The organism is Undibacterium sp. Ji42W, assembly GCF_049340405.1.
In the GTDB taxonomy this organism is placed as follows: Bacteria; Pseudomonadota; Gammaproteobacteria; order Burkholderiales; family Burkholderiaceae_D; genus Undibacterium.
The window spans coordinates 222,485-236,898 of the sequence record NZ_JBMPOV010000008.1; the positions used below are offsets into that span (position 1 = coordinate 222,485).

Annotated in this window: 14 protein-coding genes; 6 read left to right on the forward strand and 8 right to left on the reverse strand. The window is 51.4% G+C overall.

The features are described 5' to 3' along the window. Positions 1 to 11: 11 nt before the first annotated feature. The 3 genes from ACO0LG_RS18850 to ACO0LG_RS18860 all read right to left on the reverse strand — a co-directional run bounded on the left by ACO0LG_RS18850 (position 12) and on the right by ACO0LG_RS18860 (position 780). Positions 12 to 209 carry a hypothetical protein gene (locus ACO0LG_RS18850; protein ID WP_423029095.1) on the reverse strand — a complete coding sequence of 66 codons (198 nt, stop codon included), beginning with the start codon at positions 207 to 209 and terminating at the stop codon, positions 12 to 14. A 5-nt stretch (positions 210 to 214) separates the two neighbouring features. Then, entirely contained in the window at positions 215 to 424 is a 210-nt protein-coding gene (locus tag ACO0LG_RS18855) for a hypothetical protein (protein ID WP_423029096.1), read from the reverse strand. A 170-nt stretch (positions 425 to 594) separates the two neighbouring features. Next, positions 595 to 780 carry a hypothetical protein gene (locus ACO0LG_RS18860; protein WP_423029097.1) on the reverse strand — a complete coding sequence of 62 codons (186 nt, stop codon included), beginning with the start codon at positions 778 to 780 and terminating at the stop codon, positions 595 to 597. A 335-nt stretch (positions 781 to 1,115) separates the two neighbouring features. Between ACO0LG_RS18860 and ACO0LG_RS18865 the strand changes: the two genes are divergently transcribed. After that, a complete protein-coding gene (locus ACO0LG_RS18865) occupies positions 1,116 to 3,098 on the forward strand; it encodes an OPT family oligopeptide transporter (RefSeq protein ID WP_423029098.1) in 1,983 nt (660 codons plus the stop codon). A 289-nt stretch (positions 3,099 to 3,387) separates the two neighbouring features. Beyond that, positions 3,388 to 3,837: a nuclear transport factor 2 family protein gene (locus ACO0LG_RS18870; RefSeq protein ID WP_423029099.1), complete on the forward strand. Its 450-nt coding sequence runs from the start codon at positions 3,388 to 3,390 to the stop codon at positions 3,835 to 3,837. A 124-nt stretch (positions 3,838 to 3,961) separates the two neighbouring features. Here the strand turns inward: ACO0LG_RS18870 and ACO0LG_RS18875 are convergent, their stop codons facing one another. Next, positions 3,962 to 4,852 carry a LysR substrate-binding domain-containing protein gene (locus tag ACO0LG_RS18875; RefSeq protein ID WP_423029100.1) on the reverse strand — a complete coding sequence of 297 codons (891 nt, stop codon included), beginning with the start codon at positions 4,850 to 4,852 and terminating at the stop codon, positions 3,962 to 3,964. Between the two features lie 111 nt (positions 4,853 to 4,963). Between ACO0LG_RS18875 and ACO0LG_RS18880 the strand changes: the two genes are divergently transcribed. Beyond that, positions 4,964 to 5,662, forward strand: a complete 699-nt coding sequence (locus ACO0LG_RS18880; protein WP_423029101.1) for an NADPH-dependent F420 reductase — start codon at positions 4,964 to 4,966, stop codon at positions 5,660 to 5,662. Positions 5,663 to 5,867: 205 nt separating this feature from the next. On the opposite strand, the gene ACO0LG_RS18885 is transcribed toward ACO0LG_RS18880, so the two are convergent. Then, positions 5,868 to 6,494, reverse strand: a complete 627-nt coding sequence (locus tag ACO0LG_RS18885) for a tRNA-uridine aminocarboxypropyltransferase (protein ID WP_423029102.1) — start codon at positions 6,492 to 6,494, stop codon at positions 5,868 to 5,870. Between the two features lie 113 nt (positions 6,495 to 6,607). Between ACO0LG_RS18885 and ACO0LG_RS18890 the strand changes: the two genes are divergently transcribed. Further along, positions 6,608 to 7,915, forward strand: coding sequence for a hypothetical protein (locus ACO0LG_RS18890; protein ID WP_423029103.1), 1,308 nt, complete (start codon positions 6,608 to 6,610; stop codon positions 7,913 to 7,915). A gap of 88 nt (positions 7,916 to 8,003) precedes the next feature. Here ACO0LG_RS18890 and ACO0LG_RS18895 read toward each other — a convergent pair whose 3' ends face one another. After that, positions 8,004 to 9,050, reverse strand: a complete 1,047-nt coding sequence (locus ACO0LG_RS18895; RefSeq protein ID WP_423029104.1) for a rhomboid family intramembrane serine protease — start codon at positions 9,048 to 9,050, stop codon at positions 8,004 to 8,006. A gap of 69 nt (positions 9,051 to 9,119) precedes the next feature. Next, complete coding sequence (locus ACO0LG_RS18900; RefSeq protein WP_423029105.1) at positions 9,120 to 11,210, reverse strand: TonB family protein; 2,091 nt, start codon at positions 11,208 to 11,210, stop codon at positions 9,120 to 9,122. 147 nt (positions 11,211 to 11,357) lie between these two features. Here ACO0LG_RS18900 and ACO0LG_RS18905 point away from each other — a divergent pair, with 147 nt between their 5' ends. Beyond that, entirely contained in the window at positions 11,358 to 11,912 is a 555-nt protein-coding gene (locus tag ACO0LG_RS18905; RefSeq protein ID WP_423029106.1) for an SRPBCC family protein, read from the forward strand. Between the two features lie 196 nt (positions 11,913 to 12,108). Then, positions 12,109 to 13,047, forward strand: coding sequence for a 4-hydroxyproline epimerase (locus ACO0LG_RS18910; RefSeq protein WP_423029107.1), 939 nt, complete (start codon positions 12,109 to 12,111; stop codon positions 13,045 to 13,047). 80 nt (positions 13,048 to 13,127) lie between these two features. On the opposite strand, the gene ACO0LG_RS18915 is transcribed toward ACO0LG_RS18910, so the two are convergent. Then, on the reverse strand, positions 13,128 to 14,270 hold the full coding sequence (locus ACO0LG_RS18915; RefSeq protein WP_423029108.1) for an ABC transporter substrate-binding protein: 1,143 nt from the start codon (positions 14,268 to 14,270) through the stop codon (positions 13,128 to 13,130). Positions 14,271 to 14,414: the final 144 nt, after the last annotated feature.

The window sequence follows — 14,414 nt, forward strand, 5'->3', positions numbered from 1 at the left end:
GCAGTCACAATCTATTCAATGACATCCAATTCATTCAGCGCAGTAACCATCCACTGCACACCGAACTGGTCAGTCAGCTTACCAAAATAATCCCCCCGGATTTGCACAGCCAGCGGTGTGGTGACATTTGCGCCCCGATTCATCAGTGCAAACAGTTGATCGGTTTGCTCACGGTTATCCATCATCAGTATGTCGGCAGAACCGCGCATAGGTTCTACATCATCATTGTCTGAAGCATAAAATAGCAACCCGGCCCTTCAAATTTGGCATGCATGATCTTGCCGCGCATGGTCTCGTTCTTTAGCGACATCCCTCTCTCACCATGACGCAGGATATCGACCACATTACCGAGGCCGCACTGCGTATAGAAACTTAGGGCCTGCTCGCACTGCGTAGTGAAAAACAGATAATTTGATTGCTGCATTGTGCTTACTCCCGAATCGGTTTGCGCAATCGGTTTTCTCCAGTTGAATCCTTGTTGCACAGCCTCACCCATCTCTGCATTGGAATAGGCTTTGCCCGCGATACCCCAGGTGCCTTCAACTGCATACGTGACGTTGACATAAGTCCTTTCCCGCGGATGCTGCCCTGTCTTTAGCCTGTCTTTAGCCTGTCTATGATGTCCGTGACCTCGCTGACAAAAGCCTGCTTGACTTCAACATTGGGGAACGTGACTGAGGGAACCTTCACTTCGACAACAGCCAGTGAATGGTGCTGTCCACCAACATAGCTCTGCGCCTCCGGGCTCACGACCAGGTGGCCAACTACGTTAGGCGTCATGAACTTGTTGCCAGTCAAGCCATGGACGCGTAACAACGCGTCCGCGACGAGAGGCAGTACTTCACGCTCCCCGGCTGGAGTGAGAAGGCAGGGGTGACTTGGACTGATACAGGAGCGAATCACATGCCAGTTTCGCTATAAATCAAATAGAACGACAGCTAAAAGCTTTTTTTCAACAAGCACGCTTGACAGAAAACATCTGTCGCTTGGATACTGCCGCACCTGAAAGAAAATTTTCATATTTCCGGCTTTGTGTTTCATATTTGCAATGATCTTGCGTATGTATCAACAAGCTGGACATCATCATCAAGCAAGACAACCGCTTTGGAGAAAATATGGCGCTGCAACAATTAAGCGATGAGCAAATACGAACGTGGACCCGTGCCCAAAAGGACGAGTGGTGGTTCGCCAATATTTACCGTGGCGATATGGCACAACTGACCATACGCTCGGCATTCACTGGTTTTTTGCTTGGCGGCATATTGTCTGCAACTGCTTTATATATCGGTGCCAAAACCGGCATCACCATCGGTGTCGGCCTGACATCCGTCATCCTGGCATTTGCGATTTTCAAAATACTTGCCAACCTGGGTATCGCCAAGGATTTCACCATCCTTGAAAACAACTGCACGCAATCCATCGCGACAGCTGCTGGCTACATGACCATGCCACTCAATACCGTGCTGTCAGCGTATATGCTGATCAGCGGTACCGTGGTCACCTGGTGGCACCTGGTGGTGTGGATGAGCGTCTGCTCCATATTGGGTGTGCTGGTTGCCTTCCCGATGAAGCGCCGCTTTATCAATGAAGACCAGTTGCCCTTCCCAGAAGGCCGTGCCTGCGGCGTGGTGCTGGATGCGGTATATACCGGCGAAGCCGCCAGCGGCATGTACAAGGCGCGCCTGATGGCCTTTACCGCCATGTGGACAGCCATTTATCAAATGATTACCAGCGATGGCTGGATGAAGCTGATACAGTTCAAAATCCTGCGCATGGATAAGTGGACCAGCATGACCGAAGCCTGGCATTTCCAGGAACGCGTCGATCATTACTATTACACCGCCGCCGTCAAATACGATCTGCTGATCCCCAAAATCCTCGGCACAGATTTCCGTGCACTGGGCCTGCGTTTCACCCTTGATGCTGCGATGCTGGGCGTTGGTGGCCTGATGGGCATACGTGTTGCCAGCAGCGTTTTGATAGGTGCCATCATCAACTTCGTTTTCCTGGCACCGTGGATGATACAACGCGGCGACATCATCGAACGCATCGCCCCAAGTGGCAAGGTCGTACCTATCTCGCGCACCGAAATCGTCAATCAATGGGGCCTGTGGTGGGCAGTTTCGATGATGGTGGTGGCGTCCTTCATCAGCCTGGCGGCCAAGCCTGAATTGTTCACCAGCATCTTCAAAAAAGCAGACAAGACTAAAGTTGCCGACAAGGGCAGCAATATCCTGGATCATATCGAAGTGCCGCTGATGATTTCCTACATCGGCATCCCCATCTTCAGCATATTGGCAGCCTGGACCACACATGCCTTCTTTGGTGTGCCATGGATCATGTCCATCATCACCCTGCCGCTGGTGTTTATCCTGACCATCATCTGCGCCAATGCCATGGCACTGACCTCCTGGACACCTACCAGCACCCTGTCAAAAATCACCCAATTCAGCATGGGTGCGATTGACAGTGCCAATCCGGCCAACAACCTCATCCCTGCCGGCATGACTGCTGAAGTGGCATCGAATGCATCCAACCTGCTGTCAGACATCAAACCTGGCTACATGCTGGGTGCCAAACCAAGGCAGCAGGCGATAGGCCATATCATCGGCATCTTCTCTGGTGCGCTGGCTTGCGTACCACTGTACTTCCTGCTGTTTTTGCCGCCTGATGCCAATGGTGTACGCTCCACTGCCACCATCGTGTCCGACAAGTTTGCCTTCCCTGGTGCGATGCAATGGAAAGGCGTGGCAGAACTGATTGCCAAAGGCTTCAGCAGCCTCCCATCTTCCGCCATTACCGCCATTATCGTGGCAGCAGTCGCCGCCAGCCTGATTGAAGGCGCACGTATCTTCACCAAGGGCCGCTTCCCGTTGTCTGCCGTCTCCATCGGTCTGGGCGTCATCCTGCCGCCAGAATCCTGCCTGGCAATGTGGATAGGCGCAGCAATATTCTGGTGGATGGGTAAGCGCAACAGCACACCTGGCAGCAAAGGCTATGATTTCTGGGTAGAGGGTTGCGAACCTATTTGCGCCGGCCTGATCTCTGGTGCTGCGTTGATCGGTATCGGCAATGCGATTATCAATGTGCTGATCTGATCCTGCATAGATGCGCATCGATACGCATCAATACGCATCAATACTAAGGGCCCCGCTTTTGCGGGGCTTTTTTGCAGCTGTGAATTTTGCCTGAAGATAGCAACGCGAACGAATCGCGAACAAATACCAGGAACCAACATGAATATGCCGGGTCAAGGTAGATTGATGGTTTTGCTCAATCAAGCGTCAGGCAAGCAGATACCTGCCAAGGTATCGACAAATATGTCATTCTTTATGTCACTCCGTCTTTGATCTTTAAAAAGCCGCACTCAATCAGGAACCCAACGCCATGTCCATTGTGACCCTTTTCATCGCCGCTACCTTTTACGCAGGCCCTGGCAGCAATCAAACCACCGCAGATGCTGCCACCATTGCCGCCATCGAGGCCACTTGCTACGACTATATTGACGGCCAACTGGAGGCGGATCCCAAACGGGTAGCCCGGTCACTGCATCCCGATCTGGCCAAGCGTGCAGTGATAGGCGACACGCCGGATGAGCGCCTCGGCCTGCGGCGCATGTCCAAAGAAGAACTGGTCAACCTGACCAAAGCAGGCGCACTTAAAACACCGAAGGCAGAATGGAGCCGTAGCTGTACTGTCCTGGACGTAACAGACAAAGCAGCCTCAGTACGCCTGGAAACACCGTGGTTTGTCGATTACTTCCATATGGGCAAATTTGAAGACCGCTGGATTATTGTGAATGCGCTTTGGTATAGCAAACCCAAGAAAAATAGTTAAATCACCAATGGACAAGATTTTCATTAGAGGATTTGCTAATTAAGACAATAGAAAGATAAGGACTGGGCTACGTTCGGTAGGGTGCGCCATACGCACCGTTTCTATCTTAATTACTCAACCACCTCTACATACCAAGCTCGCTAACTACTGTGTCAATAAAACTCTTCAGCTTGGGAGTCTGCCTGCGGTCAGGATGGTAGATAAGATGCACGGGCCGTGATGGTGTTTCATAGTCAGGCAAAATCTTAACGAGACGACCGGTGCGCAAATCTTCACGCGCAAGGTCCTCTGCAACATAAGCCACGCCTATTCCATTCAAGGCTGCAACCAGCAATGCTTTTGCATCATTGAGTTGCAAGCGGTGCCTGACCTCCGCCTGGTATTTTTCTTCTCCGCGCATAAAGCGCCATTCGCTGGCAGTGGGGCCTGTGCTGGATGCATAAGCCAGACACTCGTGTTGTTCGAGGTCAAGCGGCGTGGCGGGCACGCCTCTTTCTTTGAGATAGTCTGGTGATGCACAGGCGACCAGGCGAAACGGCGCAAGCTCGCGCGCAATGAAGCTGGAATCACTCAAACGGCCTATACGAAACACGGCCTCAAATTCTTCATCCACCAGATCAACATAACGGTCACTCAGCACCAGATCAATTTCTATCTGCGGATACTGTCGCAAATAGCGGCCAATGACAGGCGTCAGCGCGTAAGTGCCAAATGACACCGGTGCATTGATACGCAAGCGCCCTTTCGGCGCACCTTTCACCTCGTCGGCGAGCGAATCAGCCCAATCTGCATCGGCCAGCACCGTCTTGCAACGATCGTAATAAGCCTTGCCTATGTCGGTCAGGCTCTGTCGCCGGGTAGTCCGGTTGATCAGGCGCGTGCCCAGACGAGTTTCCAGCCAACTGACATGCTTGGCGATCATTTGAGGCGACATGTCCAGTGCGCTGGCGGCTGCAGCAAAGGACCCGGCTTCCACCGTTTTGACAAAAGCCGCCATGCTTGCAAGCCTGTCCATTCCACACTCCCAGTTGTTACACACATACAAAAACCCTTATTTATGTGTGATTCTGAAAGGAATAATATCACCCTCTCTGCCCCAGGGGCAGCTTAAACAAGGAAAGAAATCATGCGTAAAATCGGCATTATTGGCTCGGGCAATATCGGTGGCACACTGACACGTTTATTCACCAAGGCAGGACACAATGTAGCGGTGGCCAACTCACGCGGCCCATCTTCGTTAGCTGATCTGGCAAATGAAACGGGGGCCCATCCGGTGACGGTCTCACAAGCAGTGCAGGGCAGTGAGATCGTGGTTGTCACTATCCCCATGACAGCTGTCGCCAGCTTGCCCAAAGACCTGTTCCGCAACGCGCCTGCGGACTTGATTGTCATTGACACCAGCAACTATTATCCGCAGCAACGCGATGGCCTGATTGCAGAAGTCGAAGCAGGCATGACAGAAAGCGCCTGGGTTGAACAGCAGATCGGACGCCCGGTTATCAAAGTATTCAATAGCATACTGGCTGAACACCTGCTCAACAAGGGTACGGCTGATAAGCGCGCCGAGCGGGTTGCGCTGGCAGTCGCTGGTGATAATACACAAGCTAAAGCAAGCGTCATGCAGCTTGTCGAAGAGATAGGATTTGCAGCCGTCGATGCTGGCACGATCGCGCAATCATGGCGCCAACAACCTGGCTCACCGGGATATCTGAAGGATTACAATGCGGCGGGTGTTAGCAAGGCACTTTCTGATGCTACACAAGAACGCACACCGGCATGGCGTGCGACACCGGATAGTCCAGGAACATTTGAATCACCGGCTTGATAATTATTCAAAGGCCAGCAAAAATATCCGCTCACCGCGTCGCTTACGCTCGTGGTAAGAATTGAGCAAAGTAAAACATGGGTGAATAAGACATATGTGCGGCGGTGGAAGATATTTTTGGAGTCTTCCACTGCTTGCTGTCATCAGCTCGGAAGTTCAGATAATGACTTCAGGCTTAAGGGCATGAACCAAGATCAAATTCGCCTTAGTTATTCAAAACTATCAACCCCATCTGCTGCCCCACAAACCCATCAAAAGCTTGTAACAGCAGCTGATATTTTCCCTCATCCTGCTCCAGTTGCATCAATGCATAACAAGCCGCCTCCAGTGTCGATAACTGATCTGGGGCATGCGCCTTGCGTATGCGGTAGTGTGAGGCTGGCATGTCTTGCAGGCTCAGGCGGGGTAGTTGTTGCAGCGGCGGGTTCAGATACAGCATCTTGCGGCTTTTGCGCCAAGTTGCATCGATGATTACCAGGCGTATGTTCGTCAATGCATGGTCTTGCGCAACAAATTCTGATGCTTCGTATTGCAGGTCTCGCGCATCATTTTGCGTAGTTGCAGGATAGAGCAAGACAGCCTGTTTGCCACCAGCTTGCAGCAAGCCAGTCAATAATTGTTGATCAAACTGTTCGCCTTCCACCATGCGTGAATCTTGCAGGCACAAGTCCAGCAGGCGTGCGCTGCCCTTGGCATTGTTGACTTCCAGGGGATGTTGCAACAGTAATACTTCGGGAGCATTGGCAATGCTGCAAACCCAGTTGCATATGCAGGCTGTGGATGGGCGCAGGCATTGCGGGCAGGATTTTCTTTTGGGCTTGGGTTCTGACATGCCAACATTGTGAAGGATTGTTATTTAAGCGGCAAGCTTGAAATGGTTTCAGGCAAAGTCGCAAAGGCATCGTCTATCATGAACAGAACCTTTGACACTTTATTCCTAGTCTTATGAAACTCCCAACTATCCTTGCAGCAAGCCTGCTTGTGGCCACCAGCGCCTGCGGTGGTGGTGGCGGTGGCTCGACTGCAGCGACAACTACCGGCACCACGACTACAGGTACCACAACTGGCACGACAGGAACAACTACTGGCACAACCACGGGTACAGGCACCGGAACTACTACAGGCACAACGACTGGTACCGGAACCACCACTGGTACAGGTACGGGTACTACGACGGGCACAGGCACTGGCACGACGGTCGTCACGCTGGAGAAAAAAGCCGCAGCACTGGCAGCCAAGCTCGGCAAGCCTACGCGTTTTCTGGTGGGTCTGGGCAGTGCCGATCTGGCGGATGTACAAAAGCAAAACATGACACCGGATATCTATGATCAATACCTGGTCGGCGTCGGTGCTGGCTCATGGCCAACCTGGAACAGCCCTTCTGGTGCTTATGTCCAGATCGTTGCGCAAAATGCCGACAAGCTGGGTGCCATCCCCATGTTCACTTTGTACCAGATGGCCAGTAATGGCGACGGTAATCTGAGCGGCCTGACCAATACGACGTTCATGAAAGGCTATTGGGACAATGTACGTCTGATGTTCCAGCAGATCAAAACCTATGGCAAACCGGTGCTGGTCAATTTTGAGCCAGACTTTTGGGGTTATACGCAAAGGATATCCAATAACGCCGACCCGGCCACTGTACCAGCGCAGGTCAACAATAATCCTGACTGCGCGAACCAGCCGAATAGCGTCGCTGGTATCAGCCAGTGCCTGATGCAGATGGCGCGCGCCATTGCGCCGAATGCCTACGTTGGCTTCCCCCCTGCCCTGTTTGAAGACCTGCACTCGACCGCCATGTCTTATATGCTGAAGCTGGGTGCCGACAAGGCAGATTTCATCGTTATGCAAACCCTGGACAGGGATGCAGGCTGTTTTGAAACCGTGCCCCAAGTGTCTTACTGTTCACGTACAGGCACAGGCTGGTATTGGGATGAATCGAATCTGACTTCGCCTAATTTCAAGGACCATTTTGCGTTGGCTAAAACCTATTATCAGGGCTTGCAATTGCCTGTCCTGTGGTGGCAAACCCCGCTCGGTGTGCCATCGACTCAGATAGGCGGCTCGTCAGGTAAATACCGCGACAACAAGGTCCGTTACTTCTTAACGCATGCATCTGAAATGGTTGCAGTGGGGGGGATAGGCGCGGTGTTCAGCACCGGTGAAGTCAACCAGACTTCCATCAATACCGACGGCGGGCAGTTCAAGACTTTTTCGACCAGCTATCTGGCAAAGCCTGCGACCTTGCCTTAAATTAAAAAGTCAGTTGACGACAAGTAGCTGGCTTTTTTCTACGTCCGCAACGACAGTATGCACTTTTGCGTTCTCCGGTTTTTATTGTCTAAATTTGCGCCTGCTGACTTTTCCTTATGGTTTCCACACTGGTTCTGAACAATCCCGCCAGATTTGCATCTTTGTTTGTATCAATTACTGCCTGCATGATTTTGCTGGCAGGAACAGGGCAAAAAATGACTATCGGCGCGCCTGCAGTAGTCATGACAAAGATACGTTGTTGATCATTATCAATCACGGCCCATTTCAAACCTGTCTCTTGTATCAGGGCATCAGCAAATACTAATTCCAATGCCTGCACTTCATGCGGTGGTCGCGCCTCTACCGGCTTTTGCTGCAAGATCACCTCAATGATTTTGAGCTTGCCTTCTATCGTATCAAACCGGGTTCTTGCTTCTGGCAGGTATTGCTGTCTGACCCAATCTCTTAATGATTCTGCCTTGAGGATATCGGCAGTAGAAAAGTATTGCAGGTTCTGCGCCGCGTTTGCTGGTAACGGTAGAGAAGATTGATGCAGCCCCAGCTTCTTGCACTCAATATAGGCCCAAGCAGCGCCAACCAGTAAACCCATGGTGTGCGCCCAGTTTGCGATAGGGCCAAGCAAGCCCGTCCAGCACAATACAAACCAGGCAAGCATCATATTCACCGTGGCTTTGCGCATGATACCGTTGAAGGTGGGGTCATAGCGGCCACGTATCCAGACATAGGAAAATAACCCATATATAACGCCCGACATACCGCCGAAATAAGGATTATCTGTGAGCAGGTATTGCGCTATATTTGAAATAACTGCAGTGACCAGAAAGAAGCCCAGATAAAAACGAGGGCCTTTTCTGTTTTCAATGACGATGCCCAGATCCCATACCCACAGTAAATTAAAGATCAGATGCATAGGACCGAAATGGATGAAGGCAGGCGTCAGCAAGCGCCAGACCTGGCCCGATAAAACATCGGCGAACCCGGCATGATCCGGGTCGGTGATGAAAAGAATGCGCAGGTTCTCTATCGTCCCGCCAAAGCTGGACGTGAGTGCAACCAGAGCACTGAGCGCAATCAACACGATGGAAACGCTGGAATAGTTTTTAAATTTTGTCATGAGTGATGATTAATTTACCTGGCCCGGCATGGAATCATAAAAATCCAGCTGGCAGAATGCTTCACACAACTAACGCAGTTCTTCGATCAATCTCAGATTGTCGTCAAAATTCCAGATACGGCGTATTTCTATGACGTCATACTGAGCTGCGATATTCGGCGGGAAGGCAGCGTATTTGGCATTCACGCGGACGATACGGCGCACTGCTTCATCGATGTCGGCACGTCCGCTGGAACGCAAGATAGTGATTTCTTCGACGCTACCGTCACTGCGTATGGAAACCACCACGACAGGGTCACCACGCGCCCTGTCTTTGGAAATTTGCGAATAATTCAGATTACCATTGCGTTCGATTTTTTGTTTCCAGCTATCGATATACAGACGCAAGGGAACATCCTTATCCTGGCTACCAAACAGGCTGCGGCGACGTGGTTTTTCTTCTGCGTCATTGCGTGGCAAAGGCGGCGTACCACGCAGGACATCGAGCCCGCGTGCCTGGTCCCTGGCCCGGCTTGCAAGGTCACCACCGGTGATATTTTTAGGCAGGCTGAACGGGTCAGATTTATTCCCCTGATTGCTGCCATTGCCCGGCGTGGTGGCAGCGCCATTGTTTTGCTGCCCGGTGTTTGCACCAGGATTGATGCCTGAGTTTGCAGACTGGTTATTGGCGGCGACCTGGGCAGCAGCTTTGGCAGCGGCAGCAGCTTGTGCTTGTGCTTGTGCTTGTGCTTGTGCTTGTGCTTGTGCTTGTGCTTGTGCTTGTGCTTGTGCTTGTGCTTGTGCTTGTGCTTGTGCTTGTGCTTGTGCTTGTGCTTGTGCTTGTGCTTGTGCTTGGGCTTGTGCTTGTGCTTGTGCTTGTGCTTGTGCTTGGGCACGCTGCTCGTCTGCTTTTTGTTTTGCAGCCAGCTCTTCGGCTTTTTGTTTCGCTAATTGTTCATCCTGCTTTTGTCTGGCGACTTGCTCTTCTTGTTGTTTTTGACGTACCGCAGCTTGCTGGCGCTGTTCTTCCTGTTTGCGTTTTTCCGCTTCCAGCGCGATTTGCTGCTCTTTTTCTTTTAGTTGTTGTTCTTTTGTTTGCTGCTGTTCTTTCTGTGCCTGTGCCAGTTGCTGGGATTTTTGCTGTCTTTCTTCTTCTTGGCGCTTATTGTCATCCTGGCGTTTTTGCTCTGCCAGTTTACCTTCTTCAGCCTGGGCTGCTTCGCGTTGGGCGCGGCGGTTTTGTTCTTCTGCTTCCAGTTGTTTTTGCAGGGCCAGTGCTGCTGCCGCCTTGCGGCTGGCTTCATCGGCGAGTTTGCGGTTTTCTTCGTCGAATTGTTTGCTCAATTGCTGGAGTTCTGCCTTGCCATTGGCATCGCTTTGCTGCGCGAGTTCCTCGGCTTGCTTGCGCATCTGTTCTTCACGCTTTTTGCGTTTTTGTTCTCTTGCCTGTTCTTTGGCAGCTTTTTCTTGCGGTGTTTCCTGCTCCACACCTTCTTGCGCTACGTTGTCATATTGCTTCTTAGGGTCGGGTTCTGCATCGGCTTTTTTGGGCAGATCATCTGGATTAGGGACAGCCATGGCAAAGCTCTCTTCACGGGCTATATCCTGGGTGATTACACGGGCCACATCTGGCGCCATGACTTTGCGCTGTTGGGCCAAAGGTGGTGCCGTGTTGGCTTTGGTTTTTTGGGGAGCGCGCGGCTTGCTGGCAACTTTGGTCTGTACCGGTGCGGGAGCAGGTGCCGCTTTTTGCGGTGCAACCAGGTGTATCCCAGAAGTGGCAGCCTTGCTCTCGGTTTTTGCAGTTGCGCCACTTTCTTTAACGCTGACTGCGACAGTAGTGGATGCGGGTGCAGGATCAGACTTGAGGGTGACAGGTGTTATTGGTGTCAGTGGTGTCATGGGCGCTACTGGTGCCGACGACTCAGCCGCAGCGCTGGCAGCAACTGGCTTGTCATTATTAGCTAGTGTTGAATTGGCAATCTGTACCGTAATTTGTGGGGACTCGGCCCTGCGTTTGTTCCACGGCGCTTCCACGCCGGGCATACCCAGGCCAGGCAAGCCAAACTGCAAACACAAAATAAATATATGCACGGCGAGAGAAATGAGCAAACCGCCAATCAGGCGCTGCTTGATCTCTTTGGGCATGGCATTTTCAGTGTGGGCTGGATACAGATTCATGCAACAGGTTCAATTTTCTCTCATGGCTGAAGATTATCGCATGGTCAAAATGCGAAACGTACTTTACCATCTGTATGCATCAAAAAAGTGCTTCAGCGTCAGAAATTCACGACTTGAATTTGATGATCCACCAAACAGGAGCGACACATGAACTCTCACTTGCGCATTTTTACCACCTCTGCACTGCTCTGCCTGAGTGCTCCAGCGCTGGCAGATGTTATCAATGTCAGTAGCAACGGTTTCCAGATACGTCATGAAGTGCTGTTGAATATACCACCTGAAGAAGCCTACGAGTTGCTGGTCAACGTCAGCAACTGGTGGAATCCGTCACACACCTATACCCATAACACCAAGAACCTGAGCATAGACGCCAGGCCTGGTGGCTGCTTCTGTGAAAAATACCCGAATGGTGGTGGCGTACAGCATTTGAGCGTGGTACATGCTGCGCCTGGCAAAGCCTTGCGCATGTCTGGCGCACTCGGCCCTCTACAGGCCCATGGCCTGGCTGGCAGCATGAGTTGGGATCTCATCCCGCAAAAACCTGCTGAAAAAAGCCAGACGCTGAGTAAATTGGTCCTGACCTACAGCGTAGGTGGATATATGCTGGGCGGTTTTGAAAAAATTGCACCAATGGCAGACAATATGCTGGGCGAGCAAATCACGCGTTACAAAAATTTTGCCAATACCGGCAAGGTGGATTAGCAAATCTGCACTCTGGGTGCGGGATCATATTACCAACATGGCTATGCTGATTTCGTCGTACGTCTGCTGAATTTGTGTCAAGACAGGTGCAGCGTTTTTACCTAAGCTGACGTCGATCATCATTTCCTCATGAATCAGGTTTGCTTGTGCATGGAAACCCTGATTCAGCAAACTCATCCCATACTGGCAAAAAAACATGAAAAAAATCTCAGTCATTGATTCGCATACTGGTGGTGAACCTACCCGGATTATTGTTGATGGCGGCCCGGACCTGGGCACAGGTGACCTGGCGACCCGCCTACAATTATTTCGTGATAAATTTGATCACTATCGCTCTGCCACAGTCTGTGAACCGCGTGGCTCGGATGTGATCGTCGGCGCGCTGGCGTGTGCACCGCACGACCCGTCTTGCACGGCTGGGGTGATATTTTTCAATAACGTTGGTTATCTGGGTATGTGCGGCCACGGCATGATAGGCTTCATCGTCACCCTGGCCTATCAGGGCAAGATCAAGGCAGGCAAGCACAGGATAGAAACACCGGTCGGTATCGTTGAGGCAGAGCTGCATACAGACAACACCGTAACCGTGCACAATGTGCCTGCCTACCGCTACCGCCATGCAGTACAAATCGATGTGGCCGGACATGGGCAGATCAGCGGTGACATTGCCTGGGGCGGCAACTGGTTCTTTTTGATCAACCAACACGGGCAAGACCTGCGTCTGTCGAATGTAGAACAATTGACAGACTTTAGCTGGCGCGTCAGGCAGTCACTGGAAAACCAGGGCATCACCGGTGAAAACGGCGCACTGATCGATCATGTGGAATTATTTGGCCCACCACTTTCAAGGGACAACCATAGCCAGAACTTTGTACTCTGCCCCGGTAAAGCCTATGACAGATCACCCTGCGGCACTGGCACCAGTGCCAAGCTGGCCTGTCTGGCAGCGGATGAAAAACTCAAAGAAGGCCAGGTCTGGCGACAAGAGAGCATACTGGGCAGCGTGTTTGAAGCCAGCTATCGTCATGCGGCAGATGGCAAGGTTTTGCCCAGCTTGCGCGGCAGCGCTTTTGTGAATGCAGAAGCACAGTTACTACTGGATGAACGCGACCCCTTTGTCTGGGGTATACGTTAATAAATGTATTTGCAAATGTATATGCAGCCTGATTTCGGAAAATACCCGGATCAGGCTGCTATATCATGCAATGCAAAACATTAACGCAAAAACCGCCCGTCTTTGGATACGACCGTCAGCTCTGCATAATCAGAGCCCTGGTGGTTATTCTTACCAAAGTTGACGATAAAGCCATCAAAGTCAGTACGTCCCATACCCTCTAATGCTGTGATCAGGCGCTCACTGTTGACATCCTTGCCGGCACGCTTGATAGCCTCGACAAACACCTTGGCATCCAGAAAACCTTCTATACCCAAATAAGAATATTCCTTGACGTTCATCTTGCCCATGACCTTCTGATATTCACGCACCAGGGCTGTCGTGGCAGAGTAAGGGAAAGGCAATACCTGAGAAATGATGACGCCCACGCCATCCTTGCCCAGTGCTGTAATACCAGCCTGTGACGCCAGTACCGACAGCGCAAAATACTGCATGCCCTTGACCTTCTTATTGAAGGCCTGGATAAAATCACTGGATGGCTTGCCTGCGGTGATCAGGATAATGGTCTGTACATCGGCCGCCTCCATGGCGCTGACAGCCTTGTCAAGGTCAGAAGAATCGCTGTTGATACTGACTGTTGCCGTCAGCTTCAACTGATGTTTGGCGATCGCCTGTTCTATCCCAGCGAGGCCTTCCTTGCCAAAGGCATTGTTCTGTACCACCACACCTATCTTCTTGATGCCACGTACGTTCAGATGGTCAATGATTTTTTCTGTCTCTGTCGTGTAACCCGCGCGGATATTGAAGATGCGGCGGTTAAATGGCTTGCGTACCACGTCAGCGCCGGTCACCGGGGCAAAGCTCAAGATATTGGCTTCTTCCAGCACTGGCAGCAAGGCGGTATTGGCGGGTGTGCCCAGCATGCCGAACAGAGCTACGGCTTTTTCTTTTTCTATCAACTGTTTTGCGTTGGCAAGAGACTTTTTGGCGTCATATGCATCATCCAGGGTAATCAGGCGTATCTTGCGGCCATTCACGCCACCCTGTGAATTCACATAATCAAAGTAGGCTTTGGCACCGGTGGAATGCGCAACCCCCAGTTCAGCCAGGATGCCGGTCAATGCAGTTGATTGACCGATGACGATGTCATTCCCATCTGCATAGGCAGTTACACTACAGCACAACATCAAATTGACAAGCAAAAGCCTAGCCATCGCTTTGCAGCGATTTAATTTTACGAACATATTGTCTCCAGTGTTTTCTTTCCCTTTGTGCTGGATGCCAAAGGGTGATTTGGTTAATGCTCAACAAAATTTCCGAAAAGCATTGCCCAAAGAATAAAACACATCTTTGTCAAAGATTGTCATTTGGATGACTATTCAATTACC

Bases quoted from the DNA above. Each gene is read 5' to 3' on its own strand.
- ACO0LG_RS18880 (WP_423029101.1), top strand. From the start codon at position 4,964: ATGCGTAAAATCGGCATTATTGGCTCGGGCAATATCGGTGGCACACTG.
- ACO0LG_RS18855 (WP_423029096.1), bottom strand. From the start codon at position 424: ATGCAGCAATCAAATTATCTGTTTTTCACTACGCAGTGCGAGCAGGCC.
- ACO0LG_RS18895 (WP_423029104.1), bottom strand. From the start codon at position 9,050: ATGACAAAATTTAAAAACTATTCCAGCGTTTCCATCGTGTTGATTGCG.
- ACO0LG_RS18865 (WP_423029098.1), top strand. From the start codon at position 1,116: ATGGCGCTGCAACAATTAAGCGATGAGCAAATACGAACGTGGACCCGT.
- ACO0LG_RS18915 (WP_423029108.1), bottom strand. From the start codon at position 14,270: ATGTTCGTAAAATTAAATCGCTGCAAAGCGATGGCTAGGCTTTTGCTT.
- ACO0LG_RS18890 (WP_423029103.1), top strand. From the start codon at position 6,608: ATGAAACTCCCAACTATCCTTGCAGCAAGCCTGCTTGTGGCCACCAGC.
- ACO0LG_RS18870 (WP_423029099.1), top strand. From the start codon at position 3,388: ATGTCCATTGTGACCCTTTTCATCGCCGCTACCTTTTACGCAGGCCCT.
- ACO0LG_RS18875 (WP_423029100.1), bottom strand. From the start codon at position 4,852: ATGGACAGGCTTGCAAGCATGGCGGCTTTTGTCAAAACGGTGGAAGCC.
- ACO0LG_RS18860 (WP_423029097.1), bottom strand. From the start codon at position 780: ATGACGCCTAACGTAGTTGGCCACCTGGTCGTGAGCCCGGAGGCGCAG.
- ACO0LG_RS18885 (WP_423029102.1), bottom strand. From the start codon at position 6,494: ATGTCAGAACCCAAGCCCAAAAGAAAATCCTGCCCGCAATGCCTGCGC.
- ACO0LG_RS18850 (WP_423029095.1), bottom strand. From the start codon at position 209: ATGCGCGGTTCTGCCGACATACTGATGATGGATAACCGTGAGCAAACC.
- ACO0LG_RS18910 (WP_423029107.1), top strand. From the start codon at position 12,109: ATGAAAAAAATCTCAGTCATTGATTCGCATACTGGTGGTGAACCTACC.
- ACO0LG_RS18900 (WP_423029105.1), bottom strand. From the start codon at position 11,210: ATGAATCTGTATCCAGCCCACACTGAAAATGCCATGCCCAAAGAGATC.
- ACO0LG_RS18905 (WP_423029106.1), top strand. From the start codon at position 11,358: ATGAACTCTCACTTGCGCATTTTTACCACCTCTGCACTGCTCTGCCTG.